Below are 17,801 nucleotides of genomic sequence, written 5' to 3' on the forward strand. Positions count from 1 at the left end.
CCTTAGTTTGCAGCTTGAGCGAGATTGTCTAACTTCGTTTGTAGGGTTGGGTTATTGTCCAAACCACCTTTATCAACCGCTTGTTGGTATGCTGCGCGCGCCGCGGCTTCATCACCCAAAGACAGTTTAATATCACCTTTGATTTCTGCTACTTGAGCCGCGAAACCTTCTGGCATTTTTTGCTCAAGCGTTGCAAAAGCAACATCTGCTTGACCAAGGGCCGCTTGAACTCGAGCTAAGCGAAGTAATGCTGTTGCTTTGAGCTCTTCATTTTTCACATTTTCAGCTGCCCACGTTAATTTCTCAGCGGCTTTGTCCAGTTGTTTTTGTTCAACGGCTTCTTTCGCCGCGACAAATGCAGCTAATACCGCGTAATTTGAGCCTGAGTTATCCGCAATGAACGCATCGCTCTTTGCCAAAGCGTCTTCAGATTCAACAAACGTGTTGAACGCATTTGATGCTTTGTCTGCCACATCGATTTGATGCGCATTATAGGCTTTCCAGCCATAAAGGCCGCCAAGACCTAAGACAATACCCAGTGCAAGTGAAACACCATTTTCACGGAAAAATCGTTTTATTGCTTCGGCTTGTTGTTCTTCTGTTGAATAAATTTCCATGCTTACCTCTTATGCAATCAAGTCCGCTAGAAGTGTTTTAACTTCGTTTATAGAAAGCGTAACTTGTTCTTTTTCTTCGCGCAGATACTTAACTGTAACCACACCTTGTGCCAACTCATCTTCCCCAAAAATCAGAGCGACGAGTGCACCGCTTTTATCTGCACGCTTAAATTGTTTCTTAAAGTTGCCACCGCCCGCGTGAACCATTACGCGAAGACCAGCCACTGACGTACGCAGTTCTTCTGCTATCACTGGCGCGGCAATACTAGCTTTATCACCCATTGCTGCGACAAAAACATCAACATCACGTCGAAGTTCACCAACACAGTCTAATGCTTGAAGAAGTAGAACTAAACGCTCCATCCCCATCGCAAAACCAACCGCTGGCGTGGCTTTACCGCCCAGTTGCTCAACGAGACCATCGTAACGACCACCCGCACACACCGTACCTTGAGGCTCCTAAACTATCGGTAACCCATTCAAAAACAGTGCGATTATAGTAGTCCAAACCACGAACTAGCTTTTCGTTAACCTGGTATTGGATGCCTGCTGCGTCTAAACGTTCACATAAATTTGCAAAATGTTCGCGAGATTCTTCATCGAGATGCTCAGACAGCTTTGGCGCATCCACTAACACCGCTTGAATGTCCGCATTTTTAGTGTCTAGAACGCGCAATGGATTTGAATACATACGACGCTTTGCATCTTCATCCAATACATCAATGTGCTGTTCAAGGAAAGCGACCAATGCATCACGGTAATTCGCACGAGCTTCGTTTGAACCCAATGAATTTAATTCAAGGCGAACGTAATCACTAATCCCAAAAGCTTTCCACAAACGTGCTGTAAGCAAAATAACTTCTGCATCAATATCCGCTGTTGCTACGCCAAACGCTTCCAATCCAAACTGATGGAACTGACGGTAGCGACCTTTTTGTGGGCGTTCATGGCGAAACATCGGTCCCATGTACCAAAGACGTTGTTCTTGGTTGTATAGCAAGCCATTTTCATTGCCCGCACGTACACAGACAGCTGTACCTTCAGGGCGAAGCGTCAGACTGTCACCATTGCGATCGGCAAACGTGTACATTTCTTTCTCAACAATGTCGGTCACTTCACCAATTGAACGCTTAAATAAGTCCGTTGACTCTACGATTGGGAAACGAATTTCTTGATATCCGTAAGACGCAACGGTCTCACGTAAGATGCCTTCAACTTTCTGCCAAATTTGCGTATCGCCTGGCAGACAATCGTTCATGCCACGAATTGCCTGAATTTGTTTTGCCACGAAAAAATCCTAACCTTTAATCAATGCACTGTGCGCTTCAAAGCCACAGGAGAGGGAGCTGTCCCAGAATATAGAAAATAAATAGCTCGCTATTATAACTAGCTCGGCTAAAACGTAAACGATCTTTAAACGAAAAAGGTGGTTATTCTACCACCTTTACATCGATTTTGCTTTGTAAATATCCGCGGATCTGCGCTTCAAGTTGATCAACGACATCATCATTGTCAATGCGTGTTTTTTGACGTTCACCATTGATGTATAAACCCGACTTACGATTTGCTCCCGCAAGCCCTATATCGCTCACTAAAGCTTCACCGGGACCGTTCACCACGCAACCAATGACCGAAACCGTAATAGGATCAATAATGTCTTCTAATCGTTCTTCAAGTTGATTCATGGTATTAACCACATCAAACTCTTGTCTTGAACAACTAGGGCAAGCGATGAAGTTAATGCCTCGAGAGCGAATGCGCAGAGACTTTAAGATGTCATAACCCACTTTCACTTCTTGAACAGGATCGGCAGCTAATGAAATTCGGAGCGTATCCCCTATTCCTTCAGCCAGCAACATACCGAGACCAACTGCGGATTTTACAGAACCAGCACGAAATCCACCGGCTTCCGTAATCCCTAGGTGAAGTGGCTGCTCGATTTCTTTAGCAAGCAAACGGTACGCACCTACGGCAAGAAACACATCTGATGCTTTCACAGAAACTTTAAACTGGTCAAAATCATAGCGACGTAAGATGTCGACATGACGCATTGCAGACTCGAGTAACGCCTCAGGTGTCGGCTCGCCATATTTTTCTTGTAGATCTCGCTCGAGAGAGCCGCCATTGACACCAATTCGAATCGGAATACTGTGCGTTTTTGCCGCATCAATCACCGCACGAATTCGATCTTCACTACCGATGTTACCAGGATTGATGCGTAAACAATCCGCGCCATAATCTGCTACTTTTAGCGCGATACGGTAATCAAAGTGAATATCCGCAACGACCGGAATATCGACTTGTTCTTTAATGCTACGAAACGCTTCAGCTGCGTCCATTGTCGGCACGGACACACGAACTAAATCAGCGCCAGCCATCTGAATTGCACGGATTTGCGCGACGGTTGCATCAACATCCATCGTGTTGGTATTCGTCATCGACTGAACAGCGATTGGTGCACCATCACCAATGGGTACATTGCCCACATAAATGCGTGTCGACTTTCTACGTATGATAGGAGATTCTGAAAACATCACGATTACTCAGTTAACGGTAATTTAAATTTAGCTAAGCGATTCTTTTGCAAGTGCGACAAATCAACTGGCTGACCATCGAGCGTCACATCCACCGCGTGATGTTTGACTAGCACCACTGAAAATGGTGCTTTACCCGCAACCGTCATTCGATAACCCGCCTTTTTGACACCAAACGCTATGCGCTCAGACGTAGCATCAAAAATTTCAACCCAGCTTTCTTCACGGAAATTCATCACAATTGTACTCAAACCATCACTCGCTTTCGAGTTGTTTTCCGCTTTATCTGCGCTTAAATCGGATACTGGTGGTTCCACAATCGGCGCACTTTCTGCCGTTTCAACCTCGACGTTTTCAAGTTTATCTGCGAGTTTTTCAAGTTCAGGTGCACTGTCATTGCTCTCGGCTTGCGTCAATTCAATGGTTTGTGCAGTGTTATTTGGCGGCGTTATTTCCGATGACGAGGTTGTCTGCCACCACCAAAAAATAGACGATCCTATCACCAAGGCCAAAATGGCGTAGCTTACCCACATTAGACGACTGTCGTTTGCCTCTTTTTCTGTACGGCGCGAAAAGCTTTTCATTCGACGAGACTTTTCAGGTACTGGATGGCCCACATAAAGCGCAAAGACTTCGTCTTGGTTTAGCTCCACAATCCGGCAATATGCCTTGATATAGCCACGGACAAAGGTTTCCGGTCCGAGTGTCAGGTAATCATCCGCTTCAATGCGTTCGATTTGTTGTGGCGTAATTTTAAGCTGAGTCGCAATAAAGTCGACGCTTATATTTCGGCTTGCACGCGCCTGCGCTAGGGTTTGTCCGAGAGTGTTTTGCGGTTGTGTATTTTCTTCTTCGCTCATAGCTTGTAGGTACTTGGATCCACGACTAATAAGGAGTACCCCTCTTTAGGGTCACGTCCGGTGTTAATTTATTCCAACGCATCAATTCATCGACCATAACCTGATAGCGATTCGCCACATCCAGTAACGAGTCACCGGCTTCGATCGGTGCAGTAACACGAGGGTTGTTTAAATAGACTTTGCTGCCAATCGACAAACGAGCCGATTCTTTAAGGTCATTCCATTGTAATAACATAGCAAGTTTAATGTTGTATTTAACCGAAACACTAAACAGATTTTCACCAATTTGCAGTTCATGAAATGGCACTTTAGGTAACTGAATATCAGGGTTCAACAACGTATTTTCGCTCGTACTAGAAACTGACGAAGACTCGACAAAACTAACCTGTGGTTGCGAACCTTCCTCACTAAACACGATGTCATTTGGATCCGGTTCATAAAACTGCACTGGGTGCGCTTCTGTTTCAGTACGCGCTTCTGTACGAGGTTTTTGAGCCGTTCTAATGGACACGCTGCTCGCTGTACTTTCAGGTTTACTTATTTTCTGTTTGGGCGCTGAATCAACTCTGAATTGCCCCTTGTTTTCGGCCTGACTTGAGGCAATTTTTCGCGTTATTTTTATCGTTGGCTGTTTTACAAAACGCTCATTACCATCATGCGTTAACGCGTCCAATTGTGCTTGGCGGTATTGCTCTCGAAGTTGCTCTACATCACTTTGAGCAATCGTGTTGTCTCTTACCCATCCGGCTTGTTGAGAGGTTGGATAGGTTTGCAATAATGTTTTGCTTTGTGTTTGAGCTTGTTCGATACGTCCCATACGCGTATCAACCAAGTAGTGAATAAACAAACTTTCCGCAGAGATGAAGCCCTTGTCCTCAAACAGTTTTAAAACTTGCTGCGCTTGGTGCAAATCACTTTTTGCATACAGAAGCGAAGCCAGCAACAACAGTGAAGATTGGCGCTGACCATTGTGATTTATGGCACTGCGAAGGTGTTGTTCAGCCGCATCAAATTTATTGTCTTTAATCGAACACAAGGCCAAATTTTCATAACTTTGCGCAACACGCAAATAGCTTGGAATGGCTATCGCTTTTAAAAACTGTTCATTTGCTGCACCGTATTCACCGATACCACACAAAAATGCACCATAGTTATTTAAGGTATTCGGGTCGTTCGGCTCAATTTCAAGCGCCTTGATATAGGCGTTTTTGGCCATCGCATTTTCACCGACGTTTTGATAGTAATAAGCAAGGGAGTAATGCACTTCAGGTAACGACGGTGCAAGATTTAAAGCTCGCTCTAAATTAAACTTCGCTTGTGTGGTGTTGCCGGTAGTAAGGTATTGTAACGCTAAAGAAACACGCGTTTTCGCCGCTTCGATGTTATCAATTTTATTTTCAACGACAGGTTGTTCGCTACCAACGTAAGTGGTTTGCGTTACGCATCCGCTTAGTGCAAACATCGTGAAGGGTAAGACAAGTACTTTTCGCATTACGTTTTGCATCTCAATCCGTTATTGCCTTTATATTACCGAAAAGCCTTTGTGATTCATCTATTTTTCGAAAATTGAATGGGATTTTTCAAAATTCGTTAAAACAAAGGGGGTAAAGCCTGACGACCTACCCCCATTTTTGATTTAGCCCGCGTTGATTGAGACATCAATCGCGTTGTCATCAAGCTGCTTTTTCTTCAATAAGCGCTTCGTACGGTCTTTAACATCTCCGACCAACTGACCGCAGGCAGCATCAATGTCATCGCCACGTGTACGGCGAACGATACAGGTAAGACCAGCTTCTTGTAAGACCTTCGAAAAGCGGTCAATACGACTGTTACTTGAACGCTGATAATCACTTCCTGGGAACGGATTAAACGGGATCAAGTTGATTTTCGACGGTGTGCCTTTCAATACTTGAACCAATTCATGAGCGTGATCGGTTGAGTCGTTAATGCCTTGCAACATTACGTATTCAATAGTCACATCTTTGTTCGCTTTAGAGCCATCGATATAACGGCGACATGCAGCCAAGAATTCTTCAATTGGGTACTTTTTGTTGATTGGCACAATTTCATCACGAAGCGGGTTGTTTGGCGCGTGCAATGAAATTGCAAGCGCAACGTCAATTTTCTCTTTAAGTAAATCTAGTGCAGGAACAACACCTGACGTACTCAGCGTTACACGACGTTTTGATAGGCCAAATGCCCAATCGTCCATCATCAGTTCCATCGCTGGAACAACGTTGTTGAGATTCAGAAGCGGCTCACCCATGCCCATCATTACCACGTTCGTAATAGGACGACGTGTGCTGTCGTTATACAAACCGATGTCGGTCGCAACGCGCCATACTTGGCCAATGATTTCAGACACTTTTAGGTTACGGTTAAAACCCTGTTGCGCTGTTGAGCAGAACGTACATTCAAGCGCACACCCAACCTGCGAAGACACACACAGCGTTGCGCGGTCTTTTTCTGGGATCCAAACACTCTCAACTTCTTGACCACCTTCAAGGCGTAGTGCGTATTTAATCGTACCATCTGATGCAACTTGCTTAACCGCGATTTCCGGTGCCTTGATTTCGCATTTTTCAATCAATGTCGCACGTAGCTTTTTGTTAAGGTTGCTCATATCGTCAAAGTTGTCGACACCAAAGTGATAAATCCACTTCATCACCTGATCCGCACGGAACGGCTTTTCGCCAAATGACGAAAATAATTCACGCATTCCCTCGCGGTTGAGATCAAGTAGATTAATTTTCTTAACATTAGTGTCCATGGAACAACCTCTGTGACGGTAACAACAACGTGTTTGTGTCTGCGCTATGATTGCATTGGCATGACAAATACACTTCAGATGATAATTGTACAAAAATCAACCAAACAAAACCAGTTTAGCTAACTTGCAAAATGGCTTTAATCAAACGGTGGGAAAGCAATTTTGCGAGTGAGCTTAGGGACGAAAAAAGGACTCGAAAGCCCCTTTTTCTTGGCCAGACTCGAGATTAACGAGTACGTGGACAGATTTCTTCGTCAGCGAAGAAGTACGCGATTTCACGTGCTGCAGACTCTGGAGCGTCTGAACCGTGTACTGCGTTTTCGTCGATGCTGTCAGCGAAGTCGTGACGTAAAGTACCAGCAGCTGCTTGAGCTGGGTTCGTTGCGCCCATGATTTCACGGTTCTTACGAACTGCATCTTCACCTTCAAGAACTTGAACCATTACTGGACCAGAAGTCATGAAAGACACTAGTGCGCCAAAGAAAGGACGCTCTTTGTGTTCTGCGTAGAAACCTTCTGCTTTCTCTTGTGAAAGGTGAACCATTTTAGAAGCTACGATCTTAAGACCTGCTGCTTCGAAACGGCTGTAAATAGCACCGATGTGGTTCTTAGCAACCGCATCAGGCTTAACGATAGAAAAAGTACGCTCTAAAGCCATCTTTTGCTCCAAAATTAGCTTAGTGAATGTTAACGGCCGCGGATTATACGCGCTTTAGTGTGAAAAACCTAGGCTCGTTTTAACTTTTGCGCACATTTTTTGCGCAACAAAACCAATTTACGTGGATTGTTTTACAGAAATACGAAGACGGAGCGATTCCTTAAGTGGTGAACTCATTGCGACCGATTGAAAATAATAACCACACTAAAAGTAATGTAATTATTTTCGCATTTCTGTATAATACGCCGCTTTCAGAATGTGGCATAGATTAAATTAATGCCTATTACTTATTACTTATTACTTACCCCAGCAGCTGACTTGTACTCAGTTCAATGTATGAGGTTCTCATGTTTACACCAGAATTATTATCACCGGCAGGTAGTTTAAAGAACATGCGCTACGCGTTCGCCTACGGAGCCGATGCCGTTTATGCGGGCCAACCGCGTTATAGTCTACGTGTTCGTAACAACGAATTTGATCTTGATAACCTCGCATTAGGTATTAACGAGGCGCATGCGCAAAACAAAAAATTATACGTAGTCTCAAACATTGCGCCACATAACGCGAAAGTAAAGACGTACATGCGCGATATTGAACCTGTCATTGAAATGAAACCTGATGCGCTAATCATGTCGGATCCTGGTTTGATTATGTTGGTACGTGAAAAATGGCCAGAGATGCCAATTCACCTTTCAGTGCAAGCAAACGCGGTTAACTTTGCCACGGTGAACTTCTGGGCTAAACAAGGAATTGAGCGTGTTATTTTGTCACGCGAATTGTCACTTGAAGAAATCGCAGAAATTCGCGAACTATGTCCACAGACCGAACTCGAAGTGTTTGTTCATGGCGCACTTTGCATGGCGTATTCAGGGCGTTGCTTGCTGTCTGGTTACATCAATAAGCGCGATCCAAACCAAGGCACATGTACAAATGCATGTCGTTGGAGCTACGATGCAAAGCCGGCCGTTGAAACAGCCACGGGTGATGTTGTCCATAAATTTGACCCAAAACAAATCATCCCAACGCTTGGCGAAGGTAAACCAACTGACGAAATTTTCTTACTAGAAGAACAAGGTCGTCCGGGCGAATATATGCCTGCATTCGAAGACGAGCATGGTACGTATATCATGAACTCCAAAGATTTACGTGCAGTTCAATACGTTGATCAACTAACTAAAATGGGTGTACACAGCCTAAAAATTGAAGGCCGTACTAAATCATTCTATTACGTAGCACGCACAGCTCAAGTCTACCGCCGCGCGATTGACGATGCCGTTGCAGGTCGCCCATTTGATGCCAGCTTAATGAGTACGCTAGAGAACCTTGCTCACCGTGGTTACACTGAAGGCTTTTTAAAACGTCACGTACACCAAGAATATCAAAACTACGACTATGGCCACTCTGTCTCGGACCAGCAGCAATTTGTTGGTGAAGTGCTGGGTCGTACAAGTAATGGATTAGTCGAAATTGACGTCAAAAATAAGTTCTGTACTGGTCACCGACTTGAATTGATGACTCCGCAAGGCAACATTCATTTTAACCTTGAGCACATGGAAAACCGTAAAGGCGAAAAAATTGACGATGCAAAAGGCTCTGGCCACATTGTGAAAATACCATTGCCTGAAGATATTGACTTGTCACACGCTATTTTGATGCGTAACTTAAACGATCATGAGGACACTCGTAACCCGTTTAAGAAGGGCTAATAAATGGCATTGCTCATCAACTCAAAATGCATCAACTGTGACATGTGTGAGCCGGAATGCCCGAACGAAGCCATTTATATGGGGGCAAAGATTTATGAAATCGACCCAGATAAGTGTACGGAATGTGTTGGCCATTACGACAAACCAACGTGTGTCAGTGTCTGCCCTATCGATTGCGTAAAGCCCGATCCAGAACGGCGTGAAACACTCGATGAATTAGCCGAAAAGTTTTTACGGTTAACGCAAAGCTGATATTGACTCCTGCTGCGAGGCGTTATGCCTCGCTTCTCAGATTGAAGATAAAATCAAATCCACTCAATCATGCGAAGAGAATACTTTCACCTGTCGTTCCACACAGCCTAAAACCTGCACTAAGGATGCTTGCCAGTCATTCGGCACTGGTGAAGGCGTAGTTGCTAATACGCTGTAAGCTGGCCTTGGTGTTTTAATTGGATAATCGCCCGATGTTATTGGAATAACGTCAGGGACCTTATCAAGTACGCCAAGCGTTAATGCTCGATTAAAAATCACTTTCGCAAACTCAGCCCAACTGAGCGACTTGTCTCCGACAAAATGAGTGATTTGATTGCGATATTGTTTTGACTCCACCAGCCAAATGATAAACCTCGCCAAATCCCCAGCATAAGTCGGATTGCCGATTTGATCCTCTACGATTTTTAAAGAGGAATGGGTGTTGGCGAGCTTCAACATGGTTTTGACAAAGTTTTGCCCATATTCACTAAACAACCATGCCGTACGCACAATCACAAAATCAAATGCCGTCGCGATTAGCAACCTCTCGCCCTCTAGCTTAGTTTGCCCATAAAACGTTTTAGGGGCGCAAAAAGCATCGACTTCATAAGGCGTGTGAGCATCTCCGGCAAAGACATAATCCGTTGAAACATGCACAACCAATGCGCCGACTAGATTGGCACAACGAGCAATAATCTCAACGCCCAACACATTGGCGGCATAAGCTTGTGCTTGATGTTCTTCGGCTAAATCCACCTGTGTGAATGCTGCACAGTTGATAACCACCGATGGCCTAATTTGTTCAACCACCTGCAAAAGTCTTTCTTCATTGGTGATATCGAGCTGCTCCCGAGAAAAGGCGTGCACAGCAACAGTTCGAGGCAGTCTATCGATTAAGCAGGACGCAAGTTGCCCTCCTGCCCCAACAATCATCCACGTCATTTTATCGACGTCCAAAACGGTGCATTTTGGTCTTTTTCGGATACCAAAGGTTCTCCCGTCAAAGGCCACTCAATGCCTATTTCAGGGTCATCCCAACGTATTGCACCTTCATCACTTGGGTTGTAAAAAGTCGTGCATTTATACTCGACGTCAGCGGACTCACTCAACACGAGAAAACCATGCGCAAGCCCCGGTGGCACCCATAATTGATGGTGATTTGACGAAGAAAGTATACACCCTATCCACTGACCAAATGACGGGGAGTTCCACACGCCGGTCGAACACCACATCAAAAATCTCGCCTTCGCTCACGCGAATCAACTTGCCTTGCGGCTGCGTCTTTTGAAAATGCAAACCTCTAAGCACACTTTTTTTGAGCGGCTGTAATTGTCTTGTAAAAATTGCAGCGAGCAACCTAACAGCGCTTCGTAACGTTCTTGTTGAAATGTTTCAAGAAAGTAACCTCGTTCGTCACTAAAAACCTGTGGTTGGATTAGTTTCACATCGTGAATTTGGGTGTCAAAAACGTTCATAGTATGTGTTAAAAATTAGCATGTTATAAGTTTATCAGAGATACGAGCAGTGTAGAGAATAATTGTCAGCAGGCGGAATATACTTCTTACTTACTAATTGCATATAACTCATCGCAGGATAAAGCTTTAAGCACAACCTCCAATGCAACCTGAACAAACGCCCTGTCGAACCGCTTTTTGATATAGGAAAGTAATTTTTGAAGGACTCGACTTTACAACACACGAAACAAATTCAACAACGCTGACCGGCCTATGCCCAGATTTAGCATTTCTCTTTTGCCAATCACAAACTCACTTGTATGCGTGTCTGCGTTATTGATTACGTTAAGCCCAATCTCGTGCATAGACACGCTCAATGAACTGGTAAAAACAATTTTTACGCCTCAGATCCAAACAGGAAAACGGGGACGACCTCGTTTTCCTGTTATTTACTTCTTCAAATTCTCAATTAAAACGGCACCACTGGCCTTTCAACTTACCAACGTAGGCCCATATCATGCAAATAGCGACCTCATGTTCATTGTTGACGTTTTCTTTCGCCGTTGTGACCGTCGTCGTTCTTGCTCTGGGGAAATCGGGATCTGCCGTTTTCTTCTATCGGGGTTTTGTCGCTCTTCCAACGCGTCTTCGATTTGCTCGAAGTAAACATTCACTTTTAACATACCCACCTCCATTCATGATAAGTATAGTTATGGAATATTCATTCGGGTAGTTTTTGGTCAATATAATACTTGGGCGATTTGACCGCATTGCTCAGACTTCACCAACTTCTTTGTTGCTACCAAAAACCCCCTCTCGCACATTTACAATTTCTTGTTGTACTACTGGTTGATATTCCACGCCAAAGAGCTACTTTTAAACTAGAAAAGCACCATAAAAAACAGCTAATTAGGGACAAGTTAGATGGAGCCTCAATTCCGTTAAATCATTCTTCAGCAATGCCTATATGCCGCACGGTCACTGTTACTTGTGGCAAGAACACATTTTGTGGACAAACGTCGTGTCTGATTTGGTGATAGCCACAGCCTATTTCTCCATTCCCATCGCTATCCTAATTTTTGCAAACAAACGTAAAGATGTTGGGTTTCATTGGCTCTTTTTGCTGTTTTCGGCGTTTATTTTGCTGTGCGGCATTACCCATTTAATGGGTATTTATACTGTTTGGAACGGCACGTACGGCCTACAAGGCCTCTCCAAGGCTGCAACAGCAGCGGTATCGCTGATCACCGCAGTGTATTTGTTTAGATTAATCCCCGAAGCGATAAAACTTCCGACACTCATCCAATTTGAAGGCGTACAAGCAGAGCTTGTCCACGCAAACAAAGAAAGTGCCAATCTTAAAAACCAAGTCGCTGAACATCAATTAACACAGTTCATGCTAAATGCACATCCGGCGGGTACTTTACTTATTGATGACAGTTTAACAATCGTTTATTGCAACCCAGCAATATTGCGCGAGCTGAATTACCCACACAAACGGGCGCTCATAGGAAAGCACCTAAGCGACTTCATCTCCATTGATGACCCAGATATCAGCTTCGGTTCTTTGGGTGAACTATTAGAAAAGACAACGTCGCTAACCCAAACGGCACTTTGTCATGTGGTCGCAGCACAAGGCACCAAAATCCCAATGAGCATGACGGTAGTCCAAGAGAAACTCCACGACCAAGACATGATATTAATTTCTTTTCTGAACTTGTCTGAACAACGTCAAATTGAAGCACAACTTATTGATTACCATAAACGAATGGAAAGAGTTATCGATGCGACGGAAGATGGTATTTGGGAATGGTACGTACAAGAGAACCGCGTCGTCTATTCGAATACATTGATGAAACTCATCGGAAAAGCACACATTGAGAAACCACAATTCGAAGATTGGTTTTCGCATATTCACCCCGATTATCGAACGGAGGTAATGAATGCGATTAACCAGCACCTAGCCTCAAAAGATAAATACCAAATTCAATATCTTGGACTCGATAAAGATGGCGAATACAGTTGGTTTTCAGCCATTGGTGACAGTCAGTTTGATGATGAAGGCAACGCGATTGTAATGTCTGGCTCATTAAGAAATATTCAACGCAGCAAGCAGTTAGAACTGCAAGTAAAAGAGAAAACAGACATTCTCAATGCGATTTATAATGGTTCAAGCCAAGCAATTTGGTTATTGCAAGTTGAAGAAAATGACTTCACGTTTCTTGAATTCAATGAAACCGCATCAAGTCGCAGTGGGATAGCTGTCAGCAACATTATCGGTAAACGTCTATCCGAACTTGCCAAAACAGTCATTTCTGACGAACTCACTGCACAGCTCAATGGCAATTATCGACGTTGCGTCCAAGAAGCTAAGCCTATCGAATACATCGAATGTATCCCTCTAGGCAACGAGCCTCGATGGTATCAAACGACACTCTACCCATTGTTTGAAAAAAACAGTATTACGAAAATTGTTGGCTCGGCAATTGATATTAGTACCCGAATCGAAATAGAAGAGGCGTTAAATCAGAACCAACAGTTTTTGGAAAAAATGATTAATTCCGCGGTCTGTGGTCTTTACCTATTCCATCTGGGTAAACGTAAAACAGTTAGGATCAATCAACGCTTTATTGATTTGCTTGGCTATGACTTAGACGAGCTGCAAGACGTTGAGACACAAAATGACTGCTATCACCCTGATGATATTGAAAGCATGACGGCACATTGGCAAGCGGTCAAACAAGGGAGTGAAGGTCAATTGCTGCCGATTAAATACCGCTTTAAACACAAAGATGGCAGCTGGGTATGGTGCTATTGCGTGAATACGGTTGTTACGTTCAAGAATGAAACCACCCCTGAGATTGTGTTGGGTACGTTTGTGGATATTACTGAACAAACTTTATTGCTCAATCAACTGCAGGAGTCAAATGCACACCTCGAACAGTTTGCTTTTGTCGCTTCTCACGACTTACAGGAACCACTCAGAAAAATATCAGCCTTTTCAGATAGCCTTCGAAGTCGACTCAAGGCGCACGCAGAGCAAGACGAAAAAATTGAATTTGAACTATCTCGATTAGTCGACTCTGCATCACGAATGCGGACAATGATCCAAGACTTGCTCAAACTCTCTCGCATTCACTCCACAGAACTCACTCGTCGACCAACGACATTAAAGGCGATTGTAGAAGACACCCAAGATCAGCTCAGTTATATACTTCATGAAAGCAAAGCCAAATTGTTTTATACCGGTGAAGACATTGAACTTAAACTCGACCATTCGTTATTTATTCAGGTATTTCAAAATTTGATAGCGAATAGCATTAAATTCCGGCAACCGGACGAAGTACCTATTATTAAAATCAGTGTTACTGAAAGCAGCTACAGTTGGAAAATCAGCTATCAAGATAACGGTATTGGTATTGCCGATGAGTTTAGACAACAGGTATTCGAACCATTTCGCCGCTTGAATGCACAAAGCCGCTATCCAGGTAGCGGTATGGGACTCGCTATTTGCAAGCAAATTATTAAGCGCCACGGTGGCTCTATTATGTGTAGCGATCCGATAGACAAAATTGGTGCTCAATTCCAAATAGAATTGCCGAAAAAGGAGAGAAGCAACTCATGATGACTAAAGCCGAGATTATTTTAGTTGAAGACGATCCTGATGACGTGTACTTGTTTATGAGCGCTTGTGAACACCTTGAGCCGCAACCACATGTTGCTGTGCTTGGAAATGGCGCTGAATTAATGCAACTAGTTGAACAAGAGGATTGTCGAGACAAAGTTATCCTAATTGATCTAAATATGCCGCTTATGGATGGTTTAGAGACGATGGCAAAGTTAAATGCCTTTCCTGAAAAAGATACCCTGTGTTTCATCGGATTTACGACATCCAGCAACCAACATGATGTAAAACGGGCTTACGAACTCGGTGCAAAATCGTTTATCAGCAAACCGGGGACTCTCGTTGAGATGATCGATCTATTGCAAACGTTGAGTAGATATTGGTTTAAGTTCAACCGTTTTTATAAGGAAGTGTAATGAACAGCTGGTTGGTTTATTTACTTGAAGACAATGAAGACGATGCTTATTTGGTGCAAGAGTACTTAGCCAATATTCAAAGTAAGCGCCGATTTAGAGTAAAAGTGTTTAGCACTATACAGTCGCTCAAACAAACACTGGGCAGCGTGAGGCCTGATGCACTGCTTCTTGATTTAAATTTGCCAGAAAGTCTCGGGTTAAATACCCTAGTGACGGTTAAACAATTCGCACATGATGTCCCAATCATTGTGTTAACTGGCAATGCCGAGGAACACTTTGGTGAAAAAGCCATTCAACTTGGCGCACAGGATTACTTACCCAAAAGTGATATAAGCGGACCTCTGTTAAGTCGAACGATTGTTATCTCAAAAGAGCGATTTGAACTTCATAAAAATTTGGAGCAACTCGTTAAACTTGATCGCCTTACGATGCTTTACAACCGCGGTGCTTTTGACGAACAGATCCAATTAGCCATCCGAGAAGCACAGCGCCACCAGCTACGTTTTGCTTTATTATTCATAGATCTAGACAAATTCAAACCCGTCAATGACTTATATGGACATCAAGCAGGTGACCAGCTATTAAAATTGATTGGCGCAAAATTAAAAATGAATAATCGAGCGTCAGACTACATTGCTCGCTATGGAGGCGATGAGTTTGTCATTATTGCTAAGCACATTAATTCCGTTGATGAATTAGAACAACTTTCACGCATTAAATATGAGCAACTAGCTGACACTTATTGCGTGGAAGACCTCAATGGCAAAATCGTTGAGATCCAATTGGAACTGAGTATTGGTGGTGTTCTTTACCCCGAAGATGGGATCAGTGAAGAAGTACTATTGAGTCAGGCGGATCAGGTGATGTATGAAGCCAAAACCAACGGCCTCGGTTTTAAAGTTGCGGGTTAAAACGTTTCACGCAATCAAATACTGGCTGCCAAACTAAAGATGGTGTATTGAACACTTGTCGTGTTCTCGCCGTTATACCTTCGTTTTGAAGTGGTAGTACTTTTCGTTGCTCAAAATGCGCTAGCGATAAAACATCTGCGGTAATTGGATGAGTCGCAAACAACGTGTCGAAGCTGCCATCTTCAATCGCTTTTTCTAAACCGTATTGTAAGCGTTCACGTAATCTTGAGTTATGTTGATTGGTAAAAAAATACATTGCAACTGGATAGCATAATCCAAGATTTTCCTCTACAACTAACTCCGTTCTGCCGCTCACTTCAGACCAAGGTTCATGAATCGCACGCGGAAATAAAGCAAACCGCTTCTTTTCTAACATATTGATCAAGTTCTCGGATGATCCAACCGTTACTTCAAAACCATTGTCTTTCAAAATTCGCGTATCTGGCCAAGCAAATCCACTTCCTACCGATAGCTCTTTTAGTTTCAATGAATTTTTCAATTGGCTCAGCCGCGGTAATGAGTCTTTGTGAACGATAAAAAGACGAGTCTCCCATCATTCCCTTTAACAGCGGAATATATACCGTACCCAGCTTACGCTCACGTTCAATTGAGGTCATTGTCCAGTGCACATCGATAAATTGCCCAGCTTCTAAAAATTCGAGTGTTCGTGCTTGGTTTGATTCCTCAATAAAGACTTCCTGCAGTTGAAAATCACCAAATGGGTCCTTACTTTTTTGCAGTGCAAGCGTCAACAATGCTATGTAATAGTTTTGTTTCGGGTCGATTACCGTTTGCGAGCGATTGTAGCGAACTACATCGGATGCTATTGCGGGACTTCACGATTAACGTAACAAGTACTAGCCACCCCCTAAATCCACTCTTCCACATTCAAACCTCCTAGTTTTCCTGTATATATCAAGCGTAGTATAAAGAATTAGAAATCCTTAAGATTTCGCGTTTAATTACCGCTCATTTAACCCAATGTTAGACTCTCTGACTTCGGCCAGACTTTAACGTTGTGTTAGTTTGTTTCATACAACTCAATGGGTAATCCGTCCGGGTCTGCAAAAAAGCAAAAACGCTTGTTCGTGTATGGGTCAATACGCACCGCTTCACTCTCAATCCCTAAGCGGGTAATTCGCTCAATCTCTTCATCCAAATTATCGACTTCAAACGCTAAATGGCGCAACCCCAAGGCTTCTGGAAAACTGGGCCTAGGTGGAGCACTTTTAAAGATAAACAATTCAAGCTGACACAAACTTGGTAACACTAGGTCGATTTTATAACTATCTCGATGTGCTTGATAGTGTTCCGCAAGAACCGAAAAACCTAACACCTCACAATAAAACCATTTCGATTTTTCATAATTGCGGCCAATAACAGCAATATGATGAATTCGTTTAAGCACACTACCTCCAAACTCAGCTCAACTTGCTTAGCCGTTACACCGAATTAAACTTGAACAAACGTGGTTAGCAGGCATAATAAACACCTATAGGACACGCCGCAAATGCGGGCGAAACAATAATTTATAAAGGGCATCACCTTGAAACACTCTCGTCAAGCTCAGCTTCTTTTAGCCAGCCTTTGTGCAGGCGCGACCTTCTCTTCTTTTGCAAATAATCAAACAGACCAAGCCTATTATGGATTTACCGGCCTATTCAACATTCCCAACGCAGAAACGCTAAAAACAGGCGAAATGGCGATTGGTTATAATAATCAGTTAGAGTTTAGAGGCAAATACGTTGATGGTCACAACTTTAACTTTACGGCTGGTTTGTTTGATGGATTAGAAGTTGCAGGCAAAGTGGCTGCGTCTTCAATGAATCACAATCTGTTTTATTCCGAAGGTAAAGGTGAGATACGCGACCTTTCCTTTAACGCCAAATATCAAATTCCTTATATTCCTAAAGACTGGTTTTCACTAGCGATTGGTGCTCAAGACTTAGGGGGGCAGCCAATAATTTCGAAGCATATTATGTAGCGGCAAGTAAAGAG

General features: G+C 43.4%; 16 protein-coding genes and 2 pseudogenes. 6 read left to right on the forward strand and 12 right to left on the reverse strand.

The window, feature by feature from the left end; translation table 11 throughout:
- Nucleotides 1-2: 2 nt before the first annotated feature.
- The 7 genes and pseudogenes from J5O05_RS06870 to ndk all read right to left on the reverse strand — a co-directional run bounded on the left by J5O05_RS06870 (nucleotide 3) and on the right by ndk (nucleotide 7,439).
- Nucleotides 3-617, reverse strand: a complete 615-nt coding sequence (locus J5O05_RS06870; protein ID WP_208844153.1) for a YfgM family protein — start codon at nucleotides 615-617, stop codon at nucleotides 3-5.
- A gap of 9 nt (nucleotides 618-626) precedes the next feature.
- Nucleotides 627-1,905 (reverse strand): annotated as a pseudogene (gene hisS, locus J5O05_RS06875) (histidine--tRNA ligase).
- 142 nt (nucleotides 1,906-2,047) lie between these two features.
- On the reverse strand, nucleotides 2,048-3,151 hold the full coding sequence (ispG, locus tag J5O05_RS06880; protein ID WP_208844486.1) for a flavodoxin-dependent (E)-4-hydroxy-3-methylbut-2-enyl-diphosphate synthase: 1,104 nt from the start codon (nucleotides 3,149-3,151) through the stop codon (nucleotides 2,048-2,050).
- Nucleotides 3,152-3,156: 5 nt separating this feature from the next.
- Nucleotides 3,157-4,011, reverse strand: coding sequence for a RodZ domain-containing protein (locus J5O05_RS06885; protein WP_208844154.1), 855 nt, complete (start codon nucleotides 4,009-4,011; stop codon nucleotides 3,157-3,159).
- 25 nt (nucleotides 4,012-4,036) lie between these two features.
- The gene (gene pilW, locus J5O05_RS06890) at nucleotides 4,037-5,503 is read right to left on the reverse strand and encodes a type IV pilus biogenesis/stability protein PilW (protein WP_244369888.1); all 1,467 of its coding nucleotides are present in this window, start codon (nucleotides 5,501-5,503) and stop codon (nucleotides 4,037-4,039) included.
- Between the two features lie 144 nt (nucleotides 5,504-5,647).
- Nucleotides 5,648-6,781, reverse strand: coding sequence for a dual-specificity RNA methyltransferase RlmN (gene rlmN, locus J5O05_RS06895; RefSeq protein ID WP_208844155.1), 1,134 nt, complete (start codon nucleotides 6,779-6,781; stop codon nucleotides 5,648-5,650).
- Between the two features lie 226 nt (nucleotides 6,782-7,007).
- Nucleotides 7,008-7,439 carry a nucleoside-diphosphate kinase gene (gene ndk, locus J5O05_RS06900; protein ID WP_208844156.1) on the reverse strand — a complete coding sequence of 144 codons (432 nt, stop codon included), beginning with the start codon at nucleotides 7,437-7,439 and terminating at the stop codon, nucleotides 7,008-7,010.
- A 347-nt stretch (nucleotides 7,440-7,786) separates the two neighbouring features.
- On the opposite strand from ndk, the gene trhP reads away from it, so the two are divergent.
- Both trhP and J5O05_RS06910 read left to right on the forward strand, forming a co-directional pair.
- Nucleotides 7,787-9,145: a prephenate-dependent tRNA uridine(34) hydroxylase TrhP gene (gene trhP, locus J5O05_RS06905; RefSeq protein WP_208844157.1), complete on the forward strand. Its 1,359-nt coding sequence runs from the start codon at nucleotides 7,787-7,789 to the stop codon at nucleotides 9,143-9,145.
- A 3-nt stretch (nucleotides 9,146-9,148) separates the two neighbouring features.
- Nucleotides 9,149-9,397 carry a YfhL family 4Fe-4S dicluster ferredoxin gene (locus J5O05_RS06910; RefSeq protein WP_208844158.1) on the forward strand — a complete coding sequence of 83 codons (249 nt, stop codon included), beginning with the start codon at nucleotides 9,149-9,151 and terminating at the stop codon, nucleotides 9,395-9,397.
- 63 nt (nucleotides 9,398-9,460) lie between these two features.
- Here J5O05_RS06910 and rfbD read toward each other — a convergent pair whose 3' ends face one another.
- The 3 genes and pseudogenes from rfbD to J5O05_RS06925 form a co-directional block, all read right to left on the reverse strand.
- Nucleotides 9,461-10,339: a dTDP-4-dehydrorhamnose reductase gene (gene rfbD, locus J5O05_RS06915; RefSeq protein ID WP_208844159.1), complete on the reverse strand. Its 879-nt coding sequence runs from the start codon at nucleotides 10,337-10,339 to the stop codon at nucleotides 9,461-9,463.
- Nucleotides 10,336-10,872: pseudogene (gene rfbC / locus J5O05_RS06920) on the reverse strand (dTDP-4-dehydrorhamnose 3,5-epimerase). Before rfbC ends, rfbD begins: the two are co-directional and overlap by 4 nt.
- 494 nt (nucleotides 10,873-11,366) lie before the next feature.
- On the reverse strand, nucleotides 11,367-11,534 hold the full coding sequence (locus J5O05_RS06925; RefSeq protein ID WP_208844160.1) for a hypothetical protein: 168 nt from the start codon (nucleotides 11,532-11,534) through the stop codon (nucleotides 11,367-11,369).
- 284 nt (nucleotides 11,535-11,818) lie between these two features.
- On the opposite strand from J5O05_RS06925, the gene J5O05_RS06930 reads away from it, so the two are divergent.
- Genes J5O05_RS06930 through J5O05_RS06940 form a run of 3 tightly spaced genes read left to right on the forward strand, consistent with a single transcriptional unit; the run spans nucleotide 11,819 to nucleotide 15,803 of the window.
- The gene (locus J5O05_RS06930; RefSeq protein ID WP_208844161.1) at nucleotides 11,819-14,476 is read left to right on the forward strand and encodes a PAS domain-containing sensor histidine kinase; all 2,658 of its coding nucleotides are present in this window, start codon (nucleotides 11,819-11,821) and stop codon (nucleotides 14,474-14,476) included.
- A complete protein-coding gene (locus J5O05_RS06935) occupies nucleotides 14,473-14,892 on the forward strand; it encodes a response regulator (protein ID WP_208844162.1) in 420 nt (139 codons plus the stop codon). Before J5O05_RS06930 ends, J5O05_RS06935 begins: the two co-directional genes overlap by 4 nt.
- Nucleotides 14,892-15,803 (forward strand): GGDEF domain-containing response regulator, encoded by a 912-nt coding sequence (locus J5O05_RS06940; protein WP_208844163.1) that lies wholly within the window; start codon nucleotides 14,892-14,894, stop codon nucleotides 15,801-15,803. The genes J5O05_RS06935 and J5O05_RS06940 overlap by 1 nt, the downstream gene beginning before the upstream one ends.
- Here the strand turns inward: J5O05_RS06940 and J5O05_RS06945 are convergent.
- The gene (locus J5O05_RS06945) at nucleotides 15,787-16,302 is read right to left on the reverse strand and encodes a hypothetical protein (RefSeq protein WP_208844164.1); all 516 of its coding nucleotides are present in this window, start codon (nucleotides 16,300-16,302) and stop codon (nucleotides 15,787-15,789) included. The genes J5O05_RS06940 and J5O05_RS06945 overlap by 17 nt on opposite strands.
- A 522-nt stretch (nucleotides 16,303-16,824) precedes the next feature.
- Nucleotides 16,825-17,211, reverse strand: coding sequence for an SMU1112c/YaeR family gloxylase I-like metalloprotein (gloA2, locus tag J5O05_RS06950; protein ID WP_208844165.1), 387 nt, complete (start codon nucleotides 17,209-17,211; stop codon nucleotides 16,825-16,827).
- A 138-nt stretch (nucleotides 17,212-17,349) separates the two neighbouring features.
- Here gloA2 and J5O05_RS21740 point away from each other — a divergent pair, with 138 nt between their 5' ends.
- Entirely contained in the window at nucleotides 17,350-17,787 is a 438-nt protein-coding gene (locus J5O05_RS21740; protein WP_244369890.1) for a YjbH domain-containing protein, read from the forward strand.
- The last annotated feature ends 14 nt before the right edge of the window (nucleotides 17,788-17,801 follow it).

Source organism: Pseudoalteromonas xiamenensis, assembly GCF_017638925.1.
In the GTDB taxonomy this organism is placed as follows: Bacteria; Pseudomonadota; Gammaproteobacteria; order Enterobacterales; family Alteromonadaceae; genus Pseudoalteromonas; species Pseudoalteromonas xiamenensis.

Excerpts from the sequence above, each read along its gene's own strand:
- trhP (WP_208844157.1), top strand. The coding sequence starts at position 7,787 with ATGTTTACACCAGAATTATTATCACCGGCAGGTAGTTTAAAGAACATG.
- J5O05_RS06870 (WP_208844153.1), bottom strand. The coding sequence starts at position 617 with ATGGAAATTTATTCAACAGAAGAACAACAAGCCGAAGCAATAAAACGA.
- ispG (WP_208844486.1), bottom strand. The coding sequence starts at position 3,151 with ATGTTTTCAGAATCTCCTATCATACGTAGAAAGTCGACACGCATTTAT.
- J5O05_RS06940 (WP_208844163.1), top strand. The coding sequence starts at position 14,892 with ATGAACAGCTGGTTGGTTTATTTACTTGAAGACAATGAAGACGATGCT.
- pilW (WP_244369888.1), bottom strand. The coding sequence starts at position 5,503 with ATGCGAAAAGTACTTGTCTTACCCTTCACGATGTTTGCACTAAGCGGA.
- rfbD (WP_208844159.1), bottom strand. The coding sequence starts at position 10,339 with ATGACGTGGATGATTGTTGGGGCAGGAGGGCAACTTGCGTCCTGCTTA.
- J5O05_RS06910 (WP_208844158.1), top strand. The coding sequence starts at position 9,149 with ATGGCATTGCTCATCAACTCAAAATGCATCAACTGTGACATGTGTGAG.
- J5O05_RS06885 (WP_208844154.1), bottom strand. The coding sequence starts at position 4,011 with ATGAGCGAAGAAGAAAATACACAACCGCAAAACACTCTCGGACAAACC.
- rlmN (WP_208844155.1), bottom strand. The coding sequence starts at position 6,781 with ATGGACACTAATGTTAAGAAAATTAATCTACTTGATCTCAACCGCGAG.
- J5O05_RS06930 (WP_208844161.1), top strand. The coding sequence starts at position 11,819 with ATGCCGCACGGTCACTGTTACTTGTGGCAAGAACACATTTTGTGGACA.
- J5O05_RS06925 (WP_208844160.1), bottom strand. The coding sequence starts at position 11,534 with ATGTTAAAAGTGAATGTTTACTTCGAGCAAATCGAAGACGCGTTGGAA.
- ndk (WP_208844156.1), bottom strand. The coding sequence starts at position 7,439 with ATGGCTTTAGAGCGTACTTTTTCTATCGTTAAGCCTGATGCGGTTGCT.
- J5O05_RS06935 (WP_208844162.1), top strand. The coding sequence starts at position 14,473 with ATGATGACTAAAGCCGAGATTATTTTAGTTGAAGACGATCCTGATGAC.